This is a genomic window from Bacillus sp. ISL-45 (assembly GCF_018613195.1).
Taxonomy (GTDB): Bacteria; Bacillota; Bacilli; order Bacillales; family Cytobacillaceae; genus Mesobacillus.
This window is the reverse complement of record NZ_JAGGQQ010000024.1, coordinates 1-25540: the sequence shown is the minus strand read 5'-3', so window position 1 is coordinate 25540 and position 25540 is coordinate 1. Positions and strand designations below refer to the sequence as shown.

The following is a 25540-nucleotide window of genomic DNA, read 5'->3' as shown; positions in this document are numbered from 1 at the left end:
TAAATGGCGCCTTTTGAGTCAGCTTTTTATTTTCTATAGACTGTTTTTCGGGAAAAATAATATATCTATTGAAGTAGCATTCAGCAGAGATACACTATTATTCACTAAAGTGGACTAATAGTTAGATCTGGGAGAAAAACTAAGGGATAGCTTCTGGGTAAAGGATGTGACTTTAATGGATTTTTTCCAGAGCCAGGAATCGCTTACTGCTATTCAGTGGGTGCTGCGGGCTATTATTGGTTTTTTCTTTTTATTACTTGTAACCAGAGCTCTTGGGCAACGTGCCATCTCCCAATTAAGACCCCTGGATTTTGCCATTGCTCTAGTAATCGGGAACATTATTGCCCATCCCCTATCAGACGAGCATCTAGGGTTAAAAGGCTCTATCATCACAACTACTGTCTTGTTGGCTTTATATCTTGGCGGAATCTATATGATACTCAAATTCCCCTGGTTTAGAAGGTTACTCAACCATGCACCTATCACAATAGTTGAAAATGGAGAAATACTCAATAAAGGATTAAAAAAAGCAAGAATCTCCATTGATGTATTATTGGAAGAGCTGCGAGAAAGAAAAATAGAAGATGTGAAAAAAGTAGCCCTGGCGATTTGGGAGGCTGACGGTAAATTATCCGTTTTCTTAGATCCAAAATATGAACCACTGACTCCCTCCTCTATGCAAATGGCTGCAGAGCCATTCAATTTTCCAAGGACAATCATTAAAGAAGGAAAAATAAATTACGAAGTATTAAATCAAGTTCACAAGGACGAAGGCTGGCTTGTCTCAAATTTAGAAAAAGTATTTCAGACAAAGGTTCAAGATGTCCTGCTTGCCACCCTTGATAATAAAGACATCCTTAAAGTATTTTTATATAAATAATCAACATGATTCACACCTGACAGCGGAGTATAGAGAAAAAAATAACCTTCAATCCAAGCGGATTGAAGGTTAGATCTATATCAACTGAGGACCTTTACTTTTTCATTTAATCCAAGCATTTTAGCTGTTGATTCGTGAATATCAAAGAACAACTCAGGATTGTCCACTAAAGATACTCCATAGGAAGGTACCATTTCTTTGATTTTACCTTTCCATTCGAACATTCTCTCTGGGAAGCATTTTTCCAACACTTCCAGCATGACATTAACCGCAGTAGATGCTCCTGGGGATGCACCTAGCAATGCGGCTACAGAGCCGTCAGAGGCACTTACAACCTCTGTGCCGAACTGCAGGGTCCCTTTGCCAGTGTCGGTATCCTTGATGACTTGTACACGTTGTCCTGCGACTACGATACTCCAGTCCTCGCTCTTGGCATTGGGAACGAACTCCCGGAGTTCTTCCATCCGTTTTTCATGGGAGAGCATTACCTGCTCAATCAGGTACTTAGTCAATGCCATTTCTTTCATGCCTGCAGCCAGCATAGTCACTACATTATTTGGTTTAACAGAACCGATCAAGTCCAGATTCGAACCTGTTTTCAGGAACTTTGGCGAGAAGCCGGCAAACGGTCCAAAAAGCAAACTCTTTTTGTTATCGATAAATCGTGTATCCAGATGCGGAACAGACATCGGTGGAGCGCCTACCTTAGCTTTTCCGTATACCTTTGCATGGTGCTGCTCGACAACCTCAGGATTGTTGCAGACCATGAATAATCCGCTTACCGGAAACCCGCCAATTTGCTTTGATTCTGGAATACCCGTTTTTTGCAGCAACGGCAGACTACCGCCTCCACCACCTATAAAGATGAATTTCGCATAATGGGATTCTGTTTTTCCGCTTTCAAGGTTCTTTACCTTTACTTCCCATGTACCATCGCTGGCACGTTTGATATCTTTTACACTATGTCTATAGTTAATCTCGACGTTCTTACTCTCCAAATGCTCGAACAACATACGTGTTAACGCGCCAAAGTTAACATCTGTTCCTGAATCAATTTTGGTCGCCGCTATCGGATCATTAGATGTACGGCCCTCCATTACTAAAGGAATCCATTCTTTCAGTATTTCAGGGTCTTCTGAATACTCCATTCCCTGAAACATAGGGATATCTGAAAGCGCTTTAAAACGTTTTCTTAAAAACTCAACATTTTTTTCGCCTTCTACTAAACTCATATGAGGCAGGGGCTTGATAAAGTCCTCCGGGTTACGAATCAAATTGCTTTTTACAAGATGAGCCCAAAATTGTCTTGAAAGCTGAAACTGCTCATTTACGTTAATAGCTTTGCTAATATCTATTGATCCGTCAGGTTTTTCAGGTGTGTAGTTAAGTTCGCACAATGCGGCATGGCCAGTACCAGCGTTATTCCACTCGTTAGAGCTTTCTTCGCCAGCTGAATCAAGTTTCTCAAACACTTTGATTTCCCACTCTGGTACTAACTCTTTCAGTAAGGATCCCAACGTCGCACTCATGACTCCGGCACCAATTAAGATAACGTCTGTTGCTTTCTGTACGTTGCTCATTATACCCTTCCTTGTCCATATATTTAAAGTAGGCGCGCCTGAAGTATTACCTGGGGACACACCGTTTTTTGCCTTTGTTAAAACCATAACATAATCTATTATAATGATTTACTGATTAAAATATCTACTATTTACTGATAATTATAAACTATTTTATCACTGTAAAAAAGAGAGAAGACTTCCTACTGGATAATTATATCCATTCTTCTCAAGCTTTAATGAATAATAAAATTTAATTTTCAAGCTTAAATAGCCCGCTTCATCCTCCAGCTAACTTGTAACCAGAAAGAAATGGATGAATTTTATACCTGTAAAAACATATTAAAAGGAAAGGCTGGACGATATGATATCGTTCAGCCTTTTTCAATTCATCCTTCAATCTCTAATTTTTAAAATTAACCTTGTAAACCAATAAGAAGTGTACACAATGCCAATGTCTATAAGAAAAATATAAAATTGATTCATCCCTCTTTCAATCTTCACTAAACCAATATATTGTTCTATAGTAGCAAAACCAAACGCAAAAACAGCGCTTAACAACAAGGAATAGACATAAAAATTCTTATTATGACTCGTACAATATTGATATATAAGCAAAAAACCTACTGGCAATGCGGAGGCTGTCATACTAAGGGCTGGAGGAAACCAGGGCGAGAGAAAATATGTATGTATAAAAAAGTTGTAATTTGCCAGGACCTGTTCAATATAGGTCCAAAGGATGTGAACCGTATATCCAAAGAAAAACATCTCAAAAATCCTCTTTCGATCGATTAAAAAAAACAGTAGAATCAATGGCAGCACCAAGACAGCTAAAACCAGCCAAAACTGCCAATTTCCCATATCTGAGTATTGACTCCAGTAGGAGGATATTAATTGACTTAACTCATCATTTTTTTCAGATATTTGCTGCCAATAATCTTGATAACTCAATTAAATCCCCCCGAAACGATACAAGCGTATTTTTCTCCTTTAGTAAGTTTTCACTAAAGTTAGCTGTTATATACCAAGCTTGGACATACATAATCGAATCCTTACTTTCTAATGAAAAAGGGTTTATACACCAAAAAACCCTTCAATGAAATTATGCAAAGGGTTATTGAACTCTCCTAAAATTAAATTAGAATCACAATTACTTATATTAAAGCTCCTTTCTTCCTTTTGATAAATAAACCCAGCAAAAAAATAATCGGAGATTTTCCGGCTAAATACAGAATGGAACTCGTTTCGAGGTAAATAAGGGGAGATTTTCCGGTTATGCAAAGCAAAATACCACATTTTCACGTTTTTTGAGTCGATAAGCGGAATTTCTCCGTCTATTTGAGCTATTTTTATAAAAAATACTAATTAAGCGGAATTCTTCCGTCTAATAATCAGACCGGGTCTTTAACCTGTTCCCCTAACCGATAAGCGTGGATCCTCTTGGTTCCAGATGTGGGGATCAGCATCTTTTTTTCGACTAGTTGAGAAAGTATTTTTTTTACCGTCTTGTCACTTAGCTTTAAATATTTCTCGACTTCTGTTGGGGAAATATCTTCTCCTTTTCGAATCACTAGCCGAAGCACTTCCTTTTCAAGAAAGGACAGAGATGTCTGGTCCAGCTCATCACCCAGCCATCGGCCTATCACTTGCTGAACAACCTGTTGGCATCTACGGGGATTCTCTTTCACTTGGTCAAAAGAAAAGCGGATCACGGTCCATCTATCAATTACCAACTGGTTTTGACGTTCTAGGTTGTCAGAAAATTGCCATCTGCTGATATTCTTTAGATGAGGGCCATACCCGTCGACCTCTAAGCAAATCCGGATGCCGGGGCGAATATAAGCAAAATCCAAATATCTTTTGCCATCCTTGTAATCGTCAATTTCATATTCAGGATGAAGATACTTGAATTGATAAAATAATGGCCACCATACTTGCTTCAAGAATAACTTTTCAGCCTGTTTGTGACCTTCTTGTAGGCGCCTCAACCGTTCACCGGTTCTTGCCTGTAAATGAGCATTCAAAAAGGACTGATATTCTTCTTCAAATCCCATACATCCCTCTCCTATCTATAAAAACATTCATTCCCAACATAGGCATTTATTAACATCCACGATTTGACTGAACTTTCAGATGGATTTTTGTAAAACTATGTGATTAATAAGTGGTAGTTGATAGCGAAAAAAGCGGATTAATATGACATCAATTGGGGGGTGTAAACGTTAAATAAGAATTGCGGAGTAGCTAAGATGAAAAAATATTTTGAGAAAAACTCGTGGCTAGAACTAATTTTAGTTTAATAGAATCCTTACAATTGTCAATCCATTTACTTTATCATTCGAAATACCATTCCTATAATTTTTATTCTAGCCTCTCCCAATCTTAAGGAGAGGCATTTGGTTAAAATCTCCTCTACTTATGGTAAGGTTCACCACGATTTATCCTATAAGCCCGATAAATTTGCTCAACGAGGATCAGCCGCATCAGCTGGTGCGGGAAGGTCATCTTCGAAAAGCTTAGCTGTTCATCTGCTCTCTTTAAAACTTCATCGCTCAGCCCGAGGGATCCTCCGATGACAAAAGCGATTTTGCTTTTTCCGTACGTCGCCAGTTTATCGAGAGTATCTGCGAGCTCTTCTGATGATTTAAGTTTTCCATTAATGGCCAAAGCGATAACAAATGTATCTGGACCAATTTTCGCGAGGATTCGCTCGCCTTCCTTTTGCTTGACCTGGATCATCTCAGTATCGCTCAATTCCTCAGGTGCTTTTTCATCCGGTACCTCAATGACTTCCACTTTCGCATAGCTTCCAAGTCGTTTTAAGTACTCCTCAATCCCCTGCTTCAGGTATTTTTCTTTTAATTTTCCAACCGTTACGATTGAGATATTCACAGCCATCCCTACTTTACAAACAGATTACAAACAGTTTACAAACAACTTATCCACAGGAGTTATCCACATATTCACATCGATATCCACATTTAGTAGGCGATCATTCGTTCGCCACAATATATACAGCAGGTTGTCCACAGTATCCACAGACAAACTCCGACTTATCAACAGCCTCTAATTTCGTTAATTGAGGTGCAGTTTCAAATTCATCAACCGCTTCATCCAGCGCCAATTCTACATGTTCACCGCAGCAATACTTCATAAAACTCATCCTTTCAGCTTCTTTTCAGCTTCTTTTTATATTATTATCATTTGCTTAATCTGACTTTTAAATTTATCCACAATGACCATTTTACCACAAAAAAACAGGAAGCATTCCGCCCCCTGTTTTATCTACAACACTATAAAGTTTCTCCGCCGAGCTTCATTGTCGTTTCTTCCAACTGGCCATTTCGATAATACTTGATTTGCATCTCGTCGCCAACCTTCTTTTTGTTGTAAAGATGCTTGCGGAGATCAACAACATCTCGGATTTCCTCGCCATCCATTTCGACAATGACGTCATACTCCTTCAATCCTGCCTGTGCCGCTGGTGAATTTGGCTGTACGCCTCTGATGGCGACACCATAGTTTACATCCTTAGGCAGCTTCAATGTATTTTGCTGGTGATAGGATGATATCTCATTTACGGATGCTAATTCCACGCCCATGAATGGCCTCTGTACTTCTCCTGTCTTCTCCAGATCCTCAATGATTGGCGCAGCGTAATTGATTGGAATGGATAAACCGATTCCTTCTACAGCACTCTGGGCAATCTTCATCGAATTAATGCCAACCACCTGGCCATCGATATTAATCAAAGCTCCTCCGCTGTTTCCAGGATTAATCGCAGCGTCTGTCTGTAAAACTTCTGCCTGCCAATCGGGAGTTCCGTCCTGATTGATATCGACTGGAATCGCCCGTTCCAAACCAGAGATGATTCCCTGTGTAACGGATCCTGAAAAAGTAAGCCCCAACGGATTACCGATTGCGATGACTGGTTCACCTGGTTTCAGATTGTCAGAATTGCCAAATTCAGCAACGACTTTAATCTGGTCGGCTGGGACTTCCAATACAGCCAGGTCAGTCCAGATATCGCTTCCTAAAAGCTTGGCAGGTATTTTTGTTCCGTCTATCAGGCTGACCTCAAGTTCGGAGGCTTCAGCCACAACATGATGGTTTGTGACAATATAGGCTTTGTCACCTTCCTTTTTATAAACGACGCCAGATCCCGTTCCGCCTGATTCCTGCGATTGCCCCCAGAAGCTCGTGCTTTCCTGGATATTCGTAATTCCGACTACTGCATCTCCTGCCTTGTCTACCGCCTCAGTGATTTGCGAGTAAACATCAATCGATACATTTTTTTTAGTTGTATTGCCTTCTTCAGCAGGCTCTTCATCGGTTACTGCTGTTTGATTTTTAGGTTCTATTTTATATGGCAGCACACCCAAGTTAGATAATAAGGGAATCGAGAAGATCACCAATAATGCACCTATGACTGCGCCTGCCAGGCTGGCCCAAAAGCTGCCTTTCCTGCTATTTTGCGGTTTATACCGGCTTTGATAATCTTGATCATAATAACCCAATGTCCACCAATCCTTTCATTGACCAATAGATACGTTAGTTATTTTTATATAGATTATTATACTATCAGTAACGAAAATTTCTAAATCATAAGCCCCTCTATTCACCTGGAAATTAAAAAGGAGCAAAAGCATCCAATCTGGATGCCTTTACTCCTTTACCTATTCATTCATTGCCCTAAACAACTTAAATAGTTGTCAGAGGGGTTGGGGTCTTTGGATCTGTATCAAGCAAATCGAACTGCTCCCCTACTAAGATGCCTTTGCCTTCAAGAGTTTGGGCGACTGACATCCTTGCAAGGTCCTTCATATTGTTATCTGTGCTTAAATGAGCCAGATAAATCCGTTTCGTATTATCCCCTGCCACTTCGCTCATAGCGACAGCTGCATCCTCATTCGAGACATGGCCATAGTCGCTAAGGATCCGGCGCTTGACACTCCATGGATATCTTCCCATCCTCAGCATCTGGACATCATGGTTGCTTTCAAACACATAGGCATCAGCATTGGATATGATTCCTTTCATCCGGTCGCTGACATAGCCTGTGTCTGTGATGAGCACCAGTTTTTTGCCGTCTTTATGGAAGACGTAGAACATCGGCTCGGCCGCGTCATGTGAGACACCGAAGGATTCAATATCCAGGCCGCCGAAGGTTTTCACGGTTTCCATGTCAAAAGAGAATTTCTGCTCAAGCGGGACTTCCCCAATCAAGCCGTCCATCGCTTTCCATGTTTTTTCATTCGCATAGATTGGCAGCTTATACTTACGGGCAACGATTCCTATGCCTTTTATATGATCGCTATGTTCATGCGTCACTAATATACCTGAGAGGTCCTTTATATCACGGCCAATTTGCTTGAATAATGCCTCCATCTGTTTGCCGCTCAATCCAGCATCCACCAAAAAGGATTGTCCCTCCGTCTCCACATAGATCGCATTTCCCGTACTCCCGCTGGCGAGAACACTAAAATGCAAACTCATATCTCTTCACTCCGTCATTTTATTTTCTCCGTCGGACAACGGGATGACCCGGCCTTCGAATGCATGAACAAAAAGGTTCTCCTTGCCATTGACTTCAACTCTCCACGTCGGTGTCACGACATGCGATGCAGTCAGTGAAACAAGAGTGGAATATCCTAATTCAATATCGGTAATTTCACTCTTCGGCTTGATTAAACCTTTTTTATATAGAGTTTCCAGCGCCCTTAATGGCGGCAGCAATTCTTCTGCATCCGAGAGCTCATCGATGATCTCCACATACGTTTGCTTATACGAAGTCACTTCATTATTTTCGTTGAAATAGAACGTCAATTTCGCATTGCTGTTATAGTAAAATGTCTTATTATCATGTTCCTGGTAATAGGTGATCGTTTTTTCCTCTTCATTCTTATTCCAGAACTTATACTGTTCACCAGCGAAAATGTTCGTTCTTATAAAATCGGACAGCTCGGCTGGCTGGAACTTGCTCGTTAATTTAAACGGCTTTTCCAGCTTAGCTTCAATAGATGTCCCGTCCCCAAGGCTGACTGCCTGGCCTTTGATCTTTGCCATCTCCTCGGTTGTGAACACTTTCGTCCTGACACTAAGATACTGTTCTTTCTTTTTAACATCAGGAAGTTCAACATAGGTGATATCATCGTTCTTCAGCTTTTCCTCCAGGGTCGCTTCCTTTGGAATTTCGTATTGGGCAGCATCCCTCGTATTCATGAACTGATATACAAGATAGACATCGAGGACGAGGAAAGTAAGAATAAAGATTGTCTTGATCCTACTCCAATCCATTATTCAATTCCTCCTCCCATATCAGCTGCCTCCACTGCTGATCATATAAATAGAACCAGCCGGGCTCCAACAGGATCAATGAATTTTCTGGTCCCTGTGTCATGTAATAGCCTGGCATAAGGTTTTGAAGCAGCTCCATCTTAAAATCCTTCTTGCTTTGCAGGTATTCCAGCGCTTCATATCCAGACGGCAATGTCTTTGTGACGACATCCGGATTCAACGGCAGCTCCAGATGGAATCCAGGGCGTACATACCTGCTGATTTCCGATTGTCTCCACTGTTGATAAATCTCGGACATTCCTATCTGGTTGAACACAGGATATCCTTCCTTGCTGTAAAGGCGGAATAGGACATTCTGGTTAAAATCATCCTTATAAACATAACGGTAAGTCTCCGTCCAGCCGCCATGACTATTCACGAACTCTATGCTTTTCTGTAAAACATTGTTCGTTCCGATAACCGAATCACCGGACCGGACCGGATTCACGTAGTTTATCATATTGGTTTGCGTATCCACGATCATTTTGCTGGCATCATCGGTATATTCCTCCACGCCATCAACCATGCTGCGCTGAACAAAACTTGGGTCCGTGAATAGCGCTTCCTTGAACTGTTCTGAATCCAGTGGATTTTGGTAATAGGTATGCATCACCATTTTCACTTCTTCGGTTGGCAGATAGATTTTCCTGATGTCTGAAACTGTATAAAGGAAATATGGCGTCAGCCTTCTTGCAGAATCATAGTATTTATTAGTAAAACTATTGATATAGGAAGGACTGACATTGCTGACATAGACTTCCTGGTTCTTTTGCGAATAAAAATAGACAATTCCCTCTTGTTTCTGCTGGGTTTCTGAATTGATAATGATCCGGTCGAAATCAAACTTCGGGATATTCTTCTCGTCAATATTCAATACTCTTTTATAGAGTTCGATTGGTACCTCATCTGGAAAAATGATCTCGGTATTGTCTCCCAGGGCTATTCTTTCATTAAATTCACTGATCCGCCCGGGATATTGTTCCATATCAAAGTACTTCCATTTTGAAATGACACCAATGATATCATCAATATGGCTATTGTCTACAGAGCCATACTGTTTGCCGCCCGCATGATAAATGATCTGGTGTGGTTTAACGATTTTCTTAAGTTCCTTCTGTGTAGCAATATTCACTTCTTCGACCGTTTTTTGATTATTGACTAACTCATAATCCGGCTGGTAAGTCCAAATATTCCAGGTTAAGAGACCACTCAAAGCAACGAGAAATGCTAAAATAACTGATTTTATATTTTCATATGTCATGACCAATCATCCTCTGCACTCCGGTCATAAGGAAGAGTAAATTGAACGGTTGTTCCTTTGCCTTCTACACTTTCAGCCCAAATTCTGCCGCCATGGGCATTGACCATTTCTTTGGCAATCGCCAGTCCAAGGCCTGTCCCGCCAAGTTTTCTGGTCCTGGCTTTATCGACACGGTAAAAACGGTCAAAAATTTTATCAAGATTATCTTTTGGAATCCCAACACCTTCGTCCGAGATGCTCGCAACAATCTGGTCATCCAGCTCTTTTACCCTGAACGTGATGGTCCCGCCCTCTGGCGAATACTTCATGGCATTAGAAATGATATTATCGAGAACTTGCGTGATTTTATCTTCATCTATTTCTACGAAAATCGCATCCTCTGTAATTTCCCTTTTGAAAGACACATTTTGCTCCTTCGTCATTTCGAACCGGTCAATGATCCTGTTAAAGAAGACCGGGAAGTTGACCCATTCCTTTGAAAGGCGATAATCCACACTATCCAGTTTTGAAAGCTGCAGCAAATCGTTAACAAGCCGGATCATCCGCTCTGTTTCACCTCTGGTAGTCTCAAGGAAGTTTGGAGCAATTTCCTCATCTCTCCATGCTCCTTCCGCTAACGCCTCAAGATAGCTGCGCATCGTTGTCAGCGGAGTCCGCAGTTCATGGGAAACATTCGCAACAAATTCTCGTCTTTCCATATCAATTTTTTCTTGTTCCGTAATATCGTACAGGACAGCAATCAATCCATTCACAAAGCCGCTTTCCTTCTGAATCACAGAAAAGTTTGCCCGAAGGATAAATGGCTTGCTTTTCGTACTGTAATCAAGGACGATTGACTCTTTCTCCTGCAGTAAATCTTCAAAAGTATAATTTTCATCCAGACCAAGTACAGAAACCAATGGCTGTGACAGAATTGTTTCACGTGGAACACCAAGCATCTGTGCAGCAGGGTCATTGATCAGGATAATGCGCCCTTTGCGGTCTGTCGAAATGACACCGTCGGTCATATAGGAAATGACAGAGGAAAGCTTCCTTTTCTCCCCTTCAGTTGTTGCCTGTGCCTCTTGCAATTTTTTCGTAAGGTTGTTGAAAGTAATCGCGAGCTGTCCGATTTCATCATAACCATAGACTTTAACCTTCCTGGAAAAATTACCGCGCGTCATGGCCAGTGCCTGTTTACGCATATCTGAGATCGGCCTCGTAATCGTCTGTGCCAGCAAGACTCCCAAAATAGCTGTGAATATCAGGGCAATGGCTGTTCCGGTAGCCAGGATTTTATTGATATCATTCATCTGCTTAAAGATATGATCAATCTGGGCTACAAGATAGACAGCCCCTATGGCTTCACTATTATGCATGATAGGTGTGGACAGTACCCAAACCCTATCATTATCTTTCAACTGGATGCCGTCTTCATCTTCTTCAAAGATGATTGAACGCTTGATTTTGACATCAGGCGTCCTCTGTCCCACCATCCCTTGATTGCTAAGGCTTGATGTGCCAAGTATTTTAAAGCTGCTCCCGTCAATTACCCGGATTTCAGAAATATCATTGGCTTTATAATCCCTTAAGATCTCCCTGATCGCTTCCTCTTTTGTGGGATCTTCCTTTCCGCGCTCCTTGACCAGTTCTTCCTGTATATCATAAACCAGCAGGTCCACACGGGATTTTATAGACTCCTGATAATTCGTCATCAGGGTCGTCTCAAGTTTGCGGACAAAGTAAACTCCGATAATTTGCATGGCAACGAGAATAAGAAGGACATATATAATCACAAATTTAAGATGAATGGATCGAAAGAAACCTACCTTTTTCATCCCTGTGCTTACTCCTGCTCAGAGTTTCTCAAATAGTATCCTACTCCTCGTCTTGTCACGATCCATGTCGGGTGGCTTGGATTATCCTCAATTTTTTCACGCAGACGTCTTACCGTTACGTCTACTGTTCGGACATCTCCATAATAGTCATAGCCCCATACCGTTTGCAGCAGGTGCTCCCTTGTCATGACTTGTCCAATATGCTTGGCCAGATAATGGAGAAGTTCGAATTCACGATGTGTCAATTCAATCGTTTCTCCTCTTTTGGAAACAACATAAGCATCCGGGTGGATCGTTAACGAGCCAACCGAAATTTCATTAGATTCTTCCTGTTCATCTTCTTTGGTTGCAATCTGCTGATGACGGCGCAGGTTCGCTTTTACCCTGGCAATCAATTCCCTTGTGCTGAATGGCTTCGTGACATAATCATCCGCACCTAGTTCAAGTCCGAGGACTTTATCAATTTCAGAGTCTTTAGCAGTCAGCATGATAATCGGCATTTCGTATTTTTTGCGGACCTCACGGCAAACTTCCATACCATCACGCATAGGCAGCATGATATCCAGCAGGATCAAATCTGGCTGAACTTCCTCCACCATTTCAACAGCCTGGTTCCCATCATATGCACAGTAAACATCGTAACCCTCTTTTTTAAGATTGAACTGTAAAATATCTGCAATTGGTTTTTCATCGTCTACTACCAGTATCTTTTTCTCCATACCAATTCTCCTTTTAAGCCAAATTGACAATCATATATAAATAATTCTTCTCTCTTTAAAAAAGCTATCTTATCTATTTTACTTTAAAACAGAGAAAAACTGAATTTATCTGTTATATAACTTCTAATTCTTCTCTTCCCAATTGTACCAATCCTGCCCATAACAATAAACTGACAGGATTATTTTCATGCTTGGGATTATAAAACTCACTACTCCTCACTTCTAAAGGGCAAAACAACTAATGAAAAAAGTCCCTAGTTTGACTAGAGACTTTACGTATAGGTTAAGGTAATTTAGACAACGGATCGATAATCTTGCCATTATTATATACTTCAAAATGAAGATGGATACCGGTGGAATTACCTGTCCTTCCCATGACACCGATTTTCGAACCGCTAGAAACTGACTGGCCTGCGCTTACCGAGATCGATGCAAGGTGGGCATACATTGTGCGATAGCCGTTTTGGTGATCGATGATGACTTTATTCCCATACCCATCACCGCTGTTACCAGCGTATACGACCCTTCCATTATCAGCAGCTTTGATTGTGTAGTTACTAGGCCTTGCGATATCAATTCCTTTATGCATCCTGCTCCATCGATAGCCCTGCCTGCTGGATACATACCCGCCATTTGTCGGCCAGACAAAAGTTCCATCTCCGCGTGAAGGAACAATCTTGGTACCTTTAATGATGATTTCCTTCACAGGCTCTTCCAGTACGACTTCATTAATGACTTCCTTCTTGGTTACCCTGCCATTTTGTTCTGACACAGAATAGGTGATGCCATTCATGCCAGCCTTGCCTTCCTGCTGTTTCTTCGTATCTCCCTTGAACATAGATGAGTCTTCTTTGATTTCTCTTTCGAAAGGCACTTCTCTTTGTTCATAAACCTGGCGATCGACGACGACCTCAACGAAAGGTTTCAAGACAGTCACATTCAATTCCTGTCCTGGTTTTAGTACAGCGTCTTCAGTTAGACCTTCATTCAAAGAAAGCAATTCAGCAAGCTGCAGGTTATGTGAATTGGCAATGCTCCCCAACACATCTCCTTCTTTAACCTGGTACTTCTGTTCCTCTAAAGTACCCTTTTTAAAGAGCTGGACAGCTTCCTCTACAGAAAGAACTTTTTCAGGATCAACTTTTTCAGCCGAATGTGAAACTTCTTGAGTTAAATAAACGTCTAATATACGAGTTTCATTTTCTTTTACTTCGGGTACTGGTAGATTAGGAGATTCTTTTCTACTCTCCACCTCAGCTAACTCTTCTTCAGTAACGTGTTCGAGCATTAATACCCTAAGGACTTCCTTTGCAGCTTCAGCATCTTTTACATATGCCACTGGATTATCACCAATCACAAGAGCTGACGCTTCGGCCTGGACAGTCATCTCGTCTTTAAGTACTTCGATTACTTCACTTGTATTTGCATTGGCAGCTGAGCTGAACACCTGCTCAGGAATAAAAGATACGTCTAATTCCAGCTCGACATCAAGATCAGCGTATTCCTTCTTCACGGATGCCAACTTGTCTTCTACCAGCTGTTCTACTTGTGATTTATCTGCTACAGTTCCTACAAATTTATCATTTACATACACATAATACACTGTTGTTAAGTCAGACTCAGCAGCATGTGCATTGCCTGCACCAAAAGACAACGCAGCTACAGTTACTGCAGCCATAATTGACTTTTTAATTGCTGGCTTCATCTCTCTAGATGTTTTGCCGGCAAGATTGGACAGCCTATGTTTAAAATTATTCATCCTGATCCTCCTACAACGGTCAAACACTATTAGTCTAGTTCTAAATAACTATTATCTGATAATTGTACCTCTATACTTTACCATATAATGTATCATTGGGAAGACTAGTCTTCATTATGTAACAAAAATGTATAATAGCTGACATTTAATTACGATATTTGTCAGTTAAATGGTATTAGACATCGGTCTATTTTCCTATGTCAGAAAATAAAAATAATCCAAAAACCTAGTAATATCAAGATATTCTCCTACTTTAGAAGGATTGTTATTGAACAACGTTGTTAATAGCAATACAAACATGTTAAAAATAGGAAATTCACATTTATATTACATAAATGTTACAAAAAAAAGAGAGCATGTCATATGACACGCTCCCTTTTTTAATGGCTCAGGACGGAATCGAACCGCCGACACAAGGATTTTCAGTCCTTTGCTCTACCGACTGAGCTACTGAGCCATGATAATAAGTTGTTTCCTAAACTTTGATTGGTTTAGGTCCTTTGCTCGAATGACCTTGCGGTCTTTCTCGCAGGTTGCCGCTGAATACAGTTTAACATGGATAATGTGCTCAAAAAACCTCTCGGTTTTTCTCGCAAGTTGCCGCAGATGCTTATTCGGAGAAGCAAGCAACTGACTGAGCTACTGAGCCACGATAATAAGTTGTTTCCAGAAAAACAGCTGTGGTGATTTTATGTACGTTTATTTTCGCTTTCGCGTTCTAAGGATGCTACGCGTTTTTAAGGATGTTTATTTTCGCCTTTGCGAAAAAAACTAAGTGACCCCTACGGGATTCGAACCCGTGTTACCGCCGTGAAAGGGCGGTGTCTTAACCGCTTGACCAAGGGGCCGAATATTAAAATGAAAGTTATTTTCACTACCGTGAAAAAAACTTGGTGAGCCATGAAGGACTCGAACCTTCGACCCTCTGATTAAAAGTCAGATGCTCTACCGACTGAGCTAATGGCTCGTATAGAAAGGAGTACACCTAGTTTTGTAAACCCTAGATAGTTTGTTTTTCGCATCTGCGATGCTCGAACGACCTTACGGTCCTTCTCGCAAGTTGCCGCAGAAGTTTTTCAAGGATGTGAGCAACTTGCTCTACCGACTGAGCTAATGGCTCGTATAGGAAATATCATTTTTTGTCGAATTAGTGACAACGTTGTTTATATTACCATAGCATTTTATAGTTTGTATATGTTTTTTTTATTTTTTTTGCTTTTTTCTTTTATAATTGAATTTTCTTCGCAAACAGTGCCCCTATTGTTTATATTCAATGCTCATTATCGTTATGGATTCTATAAATACAGTTTATTTCCGCAAATTCACCCTGGAATTCCGCGAACTGGAAAATAGCTGATTCGTTTTACAAGTAAAAAAACAATCCCCCGTTCTAGAAGGAACGGGGGATGTGTAAAAATTATGATCTCCAAGGGCTGCGAACAACATTTGTCTGAGTGCGGTCAGGGCCGACTGAGAAGATGGACAATGGGATGCCTGTCAGCTGTGAAATACGTTCAAGATAGTGTCTTGCGTTTTCTGGCAGTTCATCAAGTGATTTTACGCCTGTGATGTCTTCTGTCCAGCCTGGCAGCTCCTCGTAGACTGGCTCACATTCAGCGAGTGTCTTGAGGCTTGCCGGGAATTCTTCGATCAATTCGCCTTTATAGCGATAGGCTACACAAATTTTAAGTGTTTCGATTCCAGTCAAAACATCAATTGAGTTCAAAGATAGGTCCGTGATTCCGCTGACACGGCGGGCATGGCGGACGACAACACTGTCGAACCAGCCGACGCGGCGCGGACGGCCTGTAGTTGTACCATATTCACGGCCGACTTCTCGTATCTGATAGCCGATTTCGTTGTCAAGCTCTGTAGGGAATGGGCCATCACCGACACGCGTTGTATATGCTTTAGATACGCCGACAATATGAGTGATTTTCGTTGGCCCAACTCCTGAACCAATTGTCACACCGCCAGCAACTGGATTAGAAGAAGTAACAAATGGATATGTACCCTGGTCGATGTCGAGCATGACTCCCTGAGCACCTTCAAATAGCACTCGGCGTCCTTCGTCCAACGCATCGTTCAGAACGACGGATGTGTCGACAACATAATCCTTGATTTGCTGTCCATATTCAAAGTACTCATCCAATATATCTTCAAGCTTGAAGCCTTCTGTTTCGTAAATTCGTTCAAACAGGCGATTCTTTTCTTCCAGGTTTCGGGAAAGCTTTTCCTCAAATACTTCTCGGTCCAGCAAATCTGCAATCCGGATTCCAGTACGTGCAGCCTTGTCCATATATGCAGGGCCGATTCCCTTCTTGGTCGTACCAATTTTATTGGCACCCTTGCTCGCTTCTTCCACCTCATCAAGCTTCAAGTGATACGGAAGGATGACATGAGCACGGTTGCTGATGCGCAAATTGTCCGTTGTGACATCTTTGTCGTGAAGGTAAGCAAGTTCCTTCACCAGCGCTTTTGGATCCACAACCATTCCGTTGCCGATGACACTGGTTTTATCTTTATAAAAAATCCCAGATGGAATCAAATGCAATTTATATGTTTCACCATTGAACTTTATTGTATGTCCTGCGTTGTTACCTCCCTGGTAACGGGCAATCACTTCGGCATTCTCTGATAGGAAGTCTGTAATCTTCCCTTTTCCTTCGTCTCCCCATTGTGTCCCTACTACTACTACGGATGACATATAAAAAGCACCTCCAAAGGTATACGGTTATTTTTTTCCGTTTCAAACATATAAAGTTTACCAGTAAACACAACTAGAAGTCAATTAAACACGAACATTAAATTTATATTTCATTTAATTCGTTCGTATAAATCCGCATGCTACATGGCTTAAATCAAGGCACTGCCAGATAATTGAGATAAAAAAAGAGAATCAACCTATACGGTCAATTCTCATTATGCCCCTGGTGGAGCGTACGATTCGTCATATCGATTCTCTATATTGACGAATTTATTGTATTCTTTTACGAATGCCAGCTTTACGGTTCCTACCGGGCCGTTACGCTGCTTGGCAATGATGATTTCAATGATGTTCTTGTCTTCGGATTCCTTGTCATAGTAGTCATCACGGTAAAGGAAGGCTACGATATCGGCATCCTGCTCGATTGAACCGGATTCACGGATATCGGACATCATCGGACGCTTGTCCTGTCGCTGTTCCACTCCACGGGAAAGCTGGGACAGCGCGATGACAGGCACCTGCAATTCACGCGCAAGTTGCTTTAGTGAACGGGATATCTCGGATACTTCCTGCTGGCGGTTTTCACCGGCGCGTCCGCTCCCAAGGATTAGTTGCAGATAGTCAATCATGATCATGCCCAGTCCATGTTCCTGCTTGAGGCGACGGCATTTTGACCTGATATCGGTAATTTTGACACCAGGAGTATCATCAATGAAAATCCCTGTATTCGACAGGCTTCCCATTGCCATCGTCAATTTGCCCCAGTCTTCATCAGTCAGGGAACCTGTACGCAGCCTTTGGGCATCGATATTGCCTTCAGCACAAAGAACACGCATGACAAGCTGTTCTGCCCCCATCTCCAAACTGAAGATCGCAACATTTTCTCCTGTCTTTTTCGCAACGTTCTGAGCGATATTCAAGGCAAATGCTGTTTTACCGACAGATGGACGTGCGCCAACGATGATTAAATCGTTTCGCTGAAAGCCTGCCGTTATTCGGTCAAGCTCGGTAAATCCAGTCTCAAGGCCGGTGATATCCCCTTGACGGTTATGCATTTCTTCAATGTTATCGTATGTCCTGACCAGGACATCTTTTATATTATGGAAAGCTCCTCCGCCTTTACGCTGGGCAACCTCCATGATGTTCTTTTCTGCTTCGGCAAGCAAGGCTTCGACTTCATCCTCACGCATATAGCCATCTTCAGCGATGCCTGATGCTGTGCGGATCAGCCTTCTCAGCAGTGATTTCTCTTCTACGATTCTAGCATAATACTCTATATTAGCAGCCGTCGGAACGGATGCAGCCAATTCACTTAAATAGCTGACGCCTCCAACATCTTCAATCAGCTTGGATGAGGCCAATTCCTCGGTGACGGTCACCAGGTCGATGGCTTTGCCTTTATCATTTAAATCCAGCATCACATTGAAAATTTTCTGGTGTGCAACACGGTAAAAGTCTTCGGGTAATAAAAGTTCTGAAGCAAGAGTTAAAGCTGATGGCTCTAAAAAAATTGCGCCAAGTACGGCTTGTTCCGCTTCCATATTTTGCGGCGGAAGTCGATCCGCGAATAATTCACTCATCTGCCTGCCCCCTTACAAAGCGACTCTCTTTACGAATTGAAAAAAAGTGACCAGCAAAACCGATCACCTATTTCTGTAACTATATTATTTTATCATGTTTACGGCTATATGGAACTGTAAATTATTTTCCTTCTTTTACATGGACGTTCAAGGTTGCCTGTACATCTTTATGAAGCTTGACTGGAACCTTTGTGTATCCAAGTGTACGAATTGCATCCTGAAGCTCAATTTTACGCTTATCAAGCTTGATTCCATTTGCTTTTTGCAGTTCATCTGCAATCTGCTTGCTAGTGATTGATCCGAAAAGACGGCCATCTTCGCCAGATTTAGCAGATAATTCTACTGTAACTTTTTCCAGCTTTTCTTTCAGGGCTTTCGCATCTTCTAGCTCCTGCTCAGCTATTTTCTCTTCTTTCTTCTGTTGCGCGTTAAGGGAACTCATAGCAGCCTGATTTGCTTCAACTGCAAGACCCTGTTTGATCAGGAAATTGTGCGCGTAGCCATCTGCCACATTTTTGATTTCGCCTTTTTTACCTTTTCCTTTAACGTCCTTCAAAAAGATTACTTTCATTCTTTTTGTCCCCCTTCTAAATAATCATCTATTGTATTTTGCAAAAGTGTTTCTGCCTCATCCGTAGTTATATCATACATTTGTGTCGCAGCATTGGTTAAATGCCCGCCACCTTCGAGATTTTCCATGATCACCTGGACATTGATGTCGCCAAGTGACCTTGCGCTGATGCCAATGGTATCCTCAGATCTTTTTGAGATGACAAATGATGCGGACACTCCATCCATCGTCAACAGTGTATCTGCCGCCTGGGCTATCAACACATGATCGGAGTATACATCATCAGCTCCTTTTGAAATGACAATGCCATCCCGGTAAAAGTAAACATTCTCTATGATTTTCGCTCTTCTGATATACGTATTAATATCTTCCTTTAAAAACTTCTGGACCAGAATGGTGTCCGCACCATGGCTGCGCAGGTATGAAGCAGCATCGAATGTCCTGGCCCCGGTCCTTAATGTGAAGCTTTTAGTATCGACGATGATTCCCGCCAATAAAGCAGTAGCCTCCAGCATTTGAATTTTACCGTTCTTTGGCTGATATTCCAGCAATTCTGTCACGAGTTCAGCTGTCGATGAAGCATAAGGCTCCATATAGACGAGCAAAGGATTCTTAATGAATTCCTCTCCCCGGCGATGGTGGTCGATCACGATAACGTTCTCTATCCGGTTCAATAATCTCTCATCAATTACAAGCGACGGTTTATGCGTATCGACAACGACAAGCAATGTATCATCAGAAGCAATTTCATACGCCTGTTCGGGAGAAATGAACCTGGAGTAGAGAGATTCATTTTCCTTAATCTCATCCATCAGCCGTTGTACACCTGTATCAATTTCATTTTTATTATAGACAATAAAACCTTCACGCTTATTCATCTGCGCAACTTTGAGAATCCCAATCGCCGAACCGATGGCATCCATATCAGGATTCTTATGTCCCATGATTAAGACCTTGTCACTCTCGACCACCAATTCCTTCAATGCATGAGAAATGACGCGTGCCCTTACCCTTGTCCGTTTTTCAACAGGATTCGTCTTGCCGCCATAAAACTTAACTTTGCCATTAGGCTGTTTGATCGCCACCTGGTCACCGCCGCGCCCCAAAGCCAGGTCCAGGCTGGACTGTGCCTGAGTTCCGAGCTCAGGAAGCAATGAATACCCTGTGCCAACACCAATGCTCAAAGTTAACGGGACATTTTGCTTCGATGTCGTTTCCCTTACTTCATCAAGGATCGAGAACTTCCCTTTTTCCAGCAGCTGGAGGATATGCTCACTAAAAACAGCGATGAATCGTTCTGAAGAAACCCTTTTGAGGAATACCCCGTTATTGGTCGCCCATTTATTTAAAATGGAAGTGACAAGACTGTTCAAACTGCTTTTCGTCTGGTCATCCATTCCTTGTGTCAGTTCCTCATAGTTATCGAGATAAATGATTGAAATGACCGTGCGCTCATCACGGTACATTTTTTCGATTTCTGCCTGTTCGGTCACATCGAAAAAGTAGAGCAGGCGTTCCTCTGGTTTATGGATAACCCTGAACTTCCGGTCGTGAAGAGTGATGATTTCTGTTTCCACCTCTTGCTTGATCAACGGAATGACTGCATCGGCAACATCATAAAGCGATTTGCCTACAAGAGAGTCTTCATTGAAACATGCAGCTATGAAAGGATTTGTCCACTCAATATAATAGTCTTCATTGATCAGCATGATCCCAATGGGCATTTCCATCAATGCTTCTTCGCCGACTTTTTTAACTCGATAAGACAGTGTGGAAATATACTCTTCCGTCTCCTGCCTGATTTTATGGTTCACTTGAAAAATGAGATATATCAATAGGCCAGTGAGAATGGCCCCTGCTGCTCCTATAATCCAGTTATAGTAAGACAGAAATCCAATCAGCACCAGTGTAACGGCCATCAATCCATACAATGGATAACGTATTTGCCGCCTCTCTAAATAAGAAGGCATGTGCTCAGCTCCTAAAGCGTTAGTTTCTGATTACTTCTTCTCCCCAAGACGTTTTCTTAAGTCAAATCCTAAATCAATTATACCTAATATCCTCACAATATAAAGAACAAATGGCAGGAGGAACACCAGGACAATGACGATGATTGGAACAGCTTTAGGATACTTTTTAATATGTGTTATATAAAACACTAATGAGACCCCTTGGAGAACCATCAGCATCTGCAGGATGAATGTAAGATTGGAAATCACCCAGAACCAGTATGTTCCTTTTTCCGGCTGCATGATCAATGCTGCAATCATCGTAATGAGATAGTACCATAAGATACTCTTTGGCAGATTCAACTCCCTGAACGGAGGCCAGGTTGGCACCTTGATTCCAAACCGCTTCAAGAATGGAAACGAGACAAGCTGAAGCAGGAACACAATCAAAAATGAAGCCATGACGAACATGCTCGGCATAAGTACTTCCATCATATCAATCATTGTTTCAAATTGCTCAATGAGTTTCTCATCAGGGGTCTGCCCCATTTGTTCCAGCATTTTGATCGCCTGGTCGGTAGAGACTCGAAAAGCCTCCATCAGTTCCTCGATAATATTGATTTTAAATAAAATAACCGACAATGCATATTGTGCCACTAAATTTAAAAGAAACACGAGGGAACCAGCTATGTATGCAGCAAATCTGCTTTTCCCTTTCTTGACCATGTAACCCATCACAGCACCAGTTGTCCCATACGCCAATGCTAGCGGGATTGCCAGGAGGGACCCTAAAATCATGGATAATAATACAGCTGCAAGCGTAAACACAGCCGTACTTTTCCCGTCATACTTAGCCCCGAAAAATAAGAACGGCAAAGAAAGAAAGAGGTTCACAATTAACCCTAAACCAGGTATATAAAAAGTGATCAATAATAAAACCGAAAATATCGCCAACAGGATAGCCCCTTCTGTCAGCTTGTATGTATTTTTCATAATCCACCTCACCGAAATGCGTAAGCGCCTTGGTCAGCCTCGACAAGTGCTGGAGGGCCTGACAGTGAAGTCGTTCTTTGACTTCATTGGCAGGATCGAAGCGTCTCGAGAGGCTAGGCGCTGAAGCTAGACACAGAAATGCGTAAGCGCATTGGTCAGCCCTAAGGATTCAAGCTAGATATTATAACAATTTCCTGAACCAAAGTAGCAACCGTTTTTAAAATTACCGATAAGAACTATTTTAGCTTCTAAACCACTGACAAGCAAACGAAGTGATAAATAGCTAATATAAAAGGCAGCGGGATGCCCCGCTGCCTTTTAAAATCTGTTCCTTATTCGCCTGAAACGTATGGCAGTAATGCCATTTGACGAGAACGTTTGATTGCAACTGTCAATTTACGCTGATACTTAGCGCTTGTTCCAGTTACACGACGTGGTAAAATCTTACCGCGCTCAGAGATGAATTTTTTCAAAAGATCTGTGTCTTTGTAATCGATCTTAGTGATTCCGTTTGCTGTGAAGTAGCAAACCTTACGGCGTTTTGCACGTCCGCCTCTGCGTCCACCCATTGCCATGGTCATTTCCCTCCTTGTGTATTATATTTCAAGTCCGAGTTATATTAGAATGGAAGATCATCATCTGAAATGTCGATCTGGCCGCCACCTGCAAATGGATCTTCATCTACTTTTGTATAACCTTGGTTCTGGCGTTGATTCTGATTCTGATTCCCGAATGGGGAACCTTGATCATTTTGACGGGAATAACCGCTATCCCCTCTGTCTGAAGACTGTCCTTTTGGCTCAAGGAACTGAACACTCTCAGCAAGAACTTCTGTAACGTATACACGCTTACCATCTTGTCCTTCGTAGCTGCGAGTTTGAACTCGTCCATCAACACCTGCAAGGCTGCCCTTCTTCAAGAAGTTAGCAACGTTTTCGGCTGGACGGCGCCATACCACACAGTTGATGAAGTCAGCTTCTCTTTCCCCCTGCTGGTTGGTAAATGAACGATTTACCGCAAGAGTGAAAGTAGCCACCGCAACTCCATTCGGTGTAAAACGTAATTCAGGATCCTTGGTCAAACGGCCAACAAGAATGACACGATTCATCATCAGAATCAACTCCTTCCCCCCAGCTTGAATGTTCCAATTTGAAACATCTTCCACTGAAAGCTTATATTTATATCATTAATTATTCTTCTTCTTTAATTACGATGTGGCGAAGGATATCTTCGTTGATCTTAGCAAGACGAGAGAATTCCTCAACTGCTGCCGGAGTAGCGTTTACCTTAACAAGCTGGTAGTAGCCATCACGGAAATCATTGATTTCATAAGCTAGGCGGCGTTTGCCCCATTCCTTAGCTTCTGCAACTTCCGCACCGTTTTCTGAAAGGATTGAGCTGAAACGCTCAGTAAGAGCCTTTTTAGCTTCCTCTTCAATGTTTGGGCGGATGATGTACATAATTTCGTACTTTCTCATCACTGTCACCTCCTTTTGGTCTAAACGGCCCCATTACAGGGCAAGGAGTAATTGATTAATTACTCACAAGATGAAATTATATCACAGAACATATCCAAAGGCAATGTCATGTATAGAGAATCTGCTATCCCTATTTCTATGTGATAGATTTCTATAACAGTATACTAACATATGTTCGCATTTTTGTCCATAATTAATAATGTTGAAATGAAAAATAATGCCCTGCTATCAAAACAGGGCATAAGTGGATTATACATTGAAGCGGAAGTGGATGATGTCTCCGTCTTTTACTTCGTATTCTTTACCTTCTAGGCGTACTTTACCAGCTTCCTTGGCTGCTGCCATTGATCCGGCTGCAAGAAGGTCATCATAGTGGACTGTTTCTGCGCGGATGAATCCACGCTCGAAATCAGAGTGGATCACACCGGCACACTGAGGTGCTTTCATGCCATGGCGGAATGTCCATGCACGGACTTCCTGGACACCGGCTGTGAAGTAAGTTGCCAGTCCAAGCAGGCTGTAAGCCGCACGGATCAACTGATCCAATCCTGATTCTTCAATTCCTAGTTCCTCAAGGAACATTTGCTTTTCTTCGCCTTCAAGCTCAGCGATTTCTTCTTCGATTTTGGCACTGATAACGATGACTTCTGCATTGTCTTTTTGTGCAAAATCGCGGACTTTCTGGACGTATTCATTTCCGCTTGGATCTGCGACATCTTCTTCACCTACGTTAGCTACATATAACATTGGCTTGATTGTGAGCAAATGAAGATGTTTAACGATTTTCATTTCTTCGTCAGTGAATTCAACTGCGCGTGCTGGTTGTTCAGCTTCAAATGCATCGCGCAGGCGAGCAAGGATTGGAAACTCAATAGAAGCTTCCTTATCCTTTTGCATAGCCAATTTCTCGACGCGGCTGATTCTTTTTTCAACAGATTCCAGGTCAGCCAGAATCAATTCCAGGTTAATAACCTCGATATCAGAAATTGGATCTACTTTACCTGCTACGTGAGTGATATTGTCATCTGCAAAACAGCGGACAACCTGGCAGATTGCATCTACCTGGCGGATATGGGAAAGGAATTTGTTTCCGAGTCCTTCACCCTTGCTCGCCCCTTTTACGATTCCGGCAATATCAGTGAATTCGAATGCAGTCGGTACAGTCTTTTTCGGCTGTACAAGCTCAGTCAATTTAGTTAAACGATGGTCAGGAACCTCAACGATTCCGACATTCGGGTCAATCGTACAGAACGGATAGTTGGCTGATTCAGCACCAGCCTGTGTAATCGCATTAAACAATGTAGATTTCCCAACGTTAGGAAGTCCAACAATACCTGCTGTTAAGGCCATCCATGTCACTCCTCTATTTAAAAATGTATCTATTCAAGCAAGAATCACCTAAACGATTTTTTCCTCTCACAATTATAGAGATTACGAAAGGAAAAGACAAGCTTATAAGAAAAGCGCAAGCGCCTTGGTGCGCCTGACAAGAGCTTGAGGGCTTGACATTGAAGCAGTACTTTGACTTTCTTATTGAATGGTACCCTTATGAAGGTGAATTGGCTTGCATAAGGTATCTTTCTCCTTGAATGGTACCCTTATGAAGGTGAATTGGCTCGCATAAGGGCATTTTTCCACTTGAATCGTACCCTTATGAAGGTGAATTGGCTTGCATAAGGGCATCTTTCCGCTTGAATCGTACCCTTATGAAGGTGGAAGGGCTCGCATAAGGGCATCTTTCTCCTTGAATGGTACCCTTATGAAGGTAGAAGGGCTCGCATAAGGGCATCTTTCTCCTTGAATCGTACCCTTATGAAGGTCAAATGGCTCGCATAAGGGCATCTTTCCGCTTGAATCGTACCCTTATGAAGATGAATTGGCTCGCATAAGGGCATTTTTCCACTTGAATCGTACCCTTATGAAGGTAGAAG

General features: G+C 42.0%; 22 protein-coding genes and 3 tRNA genes. 1 reads left to right on the top strand and 24 read right to left on the bottom strand.

Annotation, left to right across the window (positions count from 1 at the left end; all coding sequences use genetic code 11):
- Window positions 1-175: 175 nt before the first annotated feature.
- On the top strand, window positions 176-880 hold the full coding sequence (locus J7E35_RS22260; protein WP_214784260.1) for a DUF421 domain-containing protein: 705 nt from the start codon (window positions 176-178) through the stop codon (window positions 878-880).
- Window positions 881-960: 80 nt separating this feature from the next.
- On the opposite strand, the gene J7E35_RS22255 is transcribed toward J7E35_RS22260, so the two are convergent.
- The 24 genes from J7E35_RS22255 to ychF all read right to left on the bottom strand — a co-directional run bounded on the left by J7E35_RS22255 (window position 961) and on the right by ychF (window position 24959).
- A complete protein-coding gene (locus J7E35_RS22255; protein WP_214784257.1) occupies window positions 961-2460 on the bottom strand; it encodes a malate:quinone oxidoreductase in 1500 nt (499 codons plus the stop codon).
- Between the two features lie 375 nt (window positions 2461-2835).
- The gene (locus tag J7E35_RS22250) at window positions 2836-3390 is read right to left on the bottom strand and encodes a hypothetical protein (protein ID WP_214784254.1); all 555 of its coding nucleotides are present in this window, start codon (window positions 3388-3390) and stop codon (window positions 2836-2838) included.
- Between the two features lie 440 nt (window positions 3391-3830).
- Entirely contained in the window at window positions 3831-4493 is a 663-nt protein-coding gene (locus J7E35_RS22245) for a BlaI/MecI/CopY family transcriptional regulator (RefSeq protein ID WP_214784251.1), read from the bottom strand.
- A 358-nt stretch (window positions 4494-4851) separates the two neighbouring features.
- Window positions 4852-5331 carry a 23S rRNA (pseudouridine(1915)-N(3))-methyltransferase RlmH gene (gene rlmH, locus J7E35_RS22240; protein ID WP_214735833.1) on the bottom strand — a complete coding sequence of 160 codons (480 nt, stop codon included), beginning with the start codon at window positions 5329-5331 and terminating at the stop codon, window positions 4852-4854.
- 100 nt (window positions 5332-5431) lie between these two features.
- Window positions 5432-5602 carry a CxxH/CxxC protein gene (locus J7E35_RS22235; RefSeq protein ID WP_483297209.1) on the bottom strand — a complete coding sequence of 57 codons (171 nt, stop codon included), beginning with the start codon at window positions 5600-5602 and terminating at the stop codon, window positions 5432-5434.
- A 130-nt stretch (window positions 5603-5732) separates the two neighbouring features.
- The gene (locus J7E35_RS22230) at window positions 5733-6956 is read right to left on the bottom strand and encodes a S1C family serine protease (protein ID WP_214784248.1); all 1224 of its coding nucleotides are present in this window, start codon (window positions 6954-6956) and stop codon (window positions 5733-5735) included.
- Window positions 6957-7140: 184 nt separating this feature from the next.
- Entirely contained in the window at window positions 7141-7935 is a 795-nt protein-coding gene (locus tag J7E35_RS22225) for an MBL fold metallo-hydrolase (RefSeq protein WP_214784245.1), read from the bottom strand.
- Window positions 7936-7941: 6 nt separating this feature from the next.
- A complete protein-coding gene (locus tag J7E35_RS22220) occupies window positions 7942-8736 on the bottom strand; it encodes a two-component system regulatory protein YycI (RefSeq protein WP_214784242.1) in 795 nt (264 codons plus the stop codon).
- Window positions 8723-10036, bottom strand: coding sequence for a YycH family regulatory protein (locus tag J7E35_RS22215; RefSeq protein ID WP_214784239.1), 1314 nt, complete (start codon window positions 10034-10036; stop codon window positions 8723-8725). Before J7E35_RS22215 ends, J7E35_RS22220 begins: the two co-directional genes overlap by 14 nt.
- Entirely contained in the window at window positions 10033-11853 is a 1821-nt protein-coding gene (walK, locus tag J7E35_RS22210) for a cell wall metabolism sensor histidine kinase WalK (protein WP_214784236.1), read from the bottom strand. Before walK ends, J7E35_RS22215 begins: the two co-directional genes overlap by 4 nt.
- Window positions 11854-11861: 8 nt before the next feature.
- Window positions 11862-12572, bottom strand: coding sequence for a response regulator YycF (yycF, locus tag J7E35_RS22205; RefSeq protein ID WP_214784233.1), 711 nt, complete (start codon window positions 12570-12572; stop codon window positions 11862-11864).
- Between the two features lie 283 nt (window positions 12573-12855).
- The gene (locus J7E35_RS22200; RefSeq protein WP_214784230.1) at window positions 12856-14331 is read right to left on the bottom strand and encodes a M23 family metallopeptidase; all 1476 of its coding nucleotides are present in this window, start codon (window positions 14329-14331) and stop codon (window positions 12856-12858) included.
- 384 nt (window positions 14332-14715) lie between these two features.
- Window positions 14716-14788: transfer RNA gene (locus tag J7E35_RS22195), tRNA-Phe, on the bottom strand.
- A 319-nt stretch (window positions 14789-15107) separates the two neighbouring features.
- Window positions 15108-15179: transfer RNA gene (locus J7E35_RS22190), tRNA-Glu, on the bottom strand.
- Window positions 15180-15222: 43 nt separating this feature from the next.
- Window positions 15223-15298 (bottom strand) — tRNA-Lys (locus tag J7E35_RS22185).
- Between the two features lie 450 nt (window positions 15299-15748).
- The gene (locus J7E35_RS22180) at window positions 15749-17038 is read right to left on the bottom strand and encodes an adenylosuccinate synthase (RefSeq protein WP_214784227.1); all 1290 of its coding nucleotides are present in this window, start codon (window positions 17036-17038) and stop codon (window positions 15749-15751) included.
- A 215-nt stretch (window positions 17039-17253) separates the two neighbouring features.
- The gene (gene dnaB / locus J7E35_RS22175; RefSeq protein WP_214784224.1) at window positions 17254-18618 is read right to left on the bottom strand and encodes a replicative DNA helicase; all 1365 of its coding nucleotides are present in this window, start codon (window positions 18616-18618) and stop codon (window positions 17254-17256) included.
- 121 nt (window positions 18619-18739) lie between these two features.
- Window positions 18740-19189, bottom strand: a complete 450-nt coding sequence (rplI, locus tag J7E35_RS22170; RefSeq protein ID WP_214784220.1) for a 50S ribosomal protein L9 — start codon at window positions 19187-19189, stop codon at window positions 18740-18742.
- Entirely contained in the window at window positions 19186-21159 is a 1974-nt protein-coding gene (locus tag J7E35_RS22165; protein ID WP_214784217.1) for a DHH family phosphoesterase, read from the bottom strand. Before J7E35_RS22165 ends, rplI begins: the two co-directional genes overlap by 4 nt.
- A 30-nt stretch (window positions 21160-21189) precedes the next feature.
- A complete protein-coding gene (locus J7E35_RS22160; protein ID WP_214784214.1) occupies window positions 21190-22131 on the bottom strand; it encodes a YybS family protein in 942 nt (313 codons plus the stop codon).
- 332 nt (window positions 22132-22463) lie between these two features.
- Entirely contained in the window at window positions 22464-22700 is a 237-nt protein-coding gene (gene rpsR / locus J7E35_RS22155; protein WP_031307629.1) for a 30S ribosomal protein S18, read from the bottom strand.
- Window positions 22701-22750: 50 nt separating this feature from the next.
- Complete coding sequence (gene ssb, locus J7E35_RS22150; protein ID WP_213369673.1) at window positions 22751-23242, bottom strand: single-stranded DNA-binding protein; 492 nt, start codon at window positions 23240-23242, stop codon at window positions 22751-22753.
- 79 nt (window positions 23243-23321) lie between these two features.
- Window positions 23322-23609 (bottom strand): 30S ribosomal protein S6, encoded by a 288-nt coding sequence (rpsF, locus tag J7E35_RS22145; protein ID WP_214784211.1) that lies wholly within the window; start codon window positions 23607-23609, stop codon window positions 23322-23324.
- A 249-nt stretch (window positions 23610-23858) separates the two neighbouring features.
- Complete coding sequence (gene ychF, locus J7E35_RS22140) at window positions 23859-24959, bottom strand: redox-regulated ATPase YchF (RefSeq protein WP_214784208.1); 1101 nt, start codon at window positions 24957-24959, stop codon at window positions 23859-23861.
- Window positions 24960-25540 lie beyond the last annotated feature (581 nt).

Coding starts and splice junctions, on each gene's coding strand:
- J7E35_RS22165 (WP_214784217.1), bottom strand. CDS start 21,159: ATGCCTTCTTATTTAGAGAGGCGGCAAATACGTTATCCATTGTATGGA.
- rpsR (WP_031307629.1), bottom strand. CDS start 22,700: ATGGGTGGACGCAGAGGCGGACGTGCAAAACGCCGTAAGGTTTGCTAC.
- rplI (WP_214784220.1), bottom strand. CDS start 19,189: ATGAAAGTAATCTTTTTGAAGGACGTTAAAGGAAAAGGTAAAAAAGGC.
- ssb (WP_213369673.1), bottom strand. CDS start 23,242: ATGATGAATCGTGTCATTCTTGTTGGCCGTTTGACCAAGGATCCTGAA.
- rpsF (WP_214784211.1), bottom strand. CDS start 23,609: ATGAGAAAGTACGAAATTATGTACATCATCCGCCCAAACATTGAAGAG.
- J7E35_RS22200 (WP_214784230.1), bottom strand. CDS start 14,331: ATGAATAATTTTAAACATAGGCTGTCCAATCTTGCCGGCAAAACATCT.
- J7E35_RS22245 (WP_214784251.1), bottom strand. CDS start 4,493: ATGGGATTTGAAGAAGAATATCAGTCCTTTTTGAATGCTCATTTACAG.
- J7E35_RS22180 (WP_214784227.1), bottom strand. CDS start 17,038: ATGTCATCCGTAGTAGTAGTAGGGACACAATGGGGAGACGAAGGAAAA.
- dnaB (WP_214784224.1), bottom strand. CDS start 18,618: ATGAGTGAATTATTCGCGGATCGACTTCCGCCGCAAAATATGGAAGCG.
- J7E35_RS22215 (WP_214784239.1), bottom strand. CDS start 10,036: ATGACATATGAAAATATAAAATCAGTTATTTTAGCATTTCTCGTTGCT.
- J7E35_RS22260 (WP_214784260.1), top strand. CDS start 176: ATGGATTTTTTCCAGAGCCAGGAATCGCTTACTGCTATTCAGTGGGTG.
- yycF (WP_214784233.1), bottom strand. CDS start 12,572: ATGGAGAAAAAGATACTGGTAGTAGACGATGAAAAACCAATTGCAGAT.
- walK (WP_214784236.1), bottom strand. CDS start 11,853: ATGAAAAAGGTAGGTTTCTTTCGATCCATTCATCTTAAATTTGTGATT.
- J7E35_RS22255 (WP_214784257.1), bottom strand. CDS start 2,460: ATGAGCAACGTACAGAAAGCAACAGACGTTATCTTAATTGGTGCCGGA.
- J7E35_RS22160 (WP_214784214.1), bottom strand. CDS start 22,131: ATGAAAAATACATACAAGCTGACAGAAGGGGCTATCCTGTTGGCGATA.
- J7E35_RS22225 (WP_214784245.1), bottom strand. CDS start 7,935: ATGAGTTTGCATTTTAGTGTTCTCGCCAGCGGGAGTACGGGAAATGCG.
- J7E35_RS22235 (WP_483297209.1), bottom strand. CDS start 5,602: ATGAGTTTTATGAAGTATTGCTGCGGTGAACATGTAGAATTGGCGCTG.
- ychF (WP_214784208.1), bottom strand. CDS start 24,959: ATGGCCTTAACAGCAGGTATTGTTGGACTTCCTAACGTTGGGAAATCT.
- J7E35_RS22220 (WP_214784242.1), bottom strand. CDS start 8,736: ATGGATTGGAGTAGGATCAAGACAATCTTTATTCTTACTTTCCTCGTC.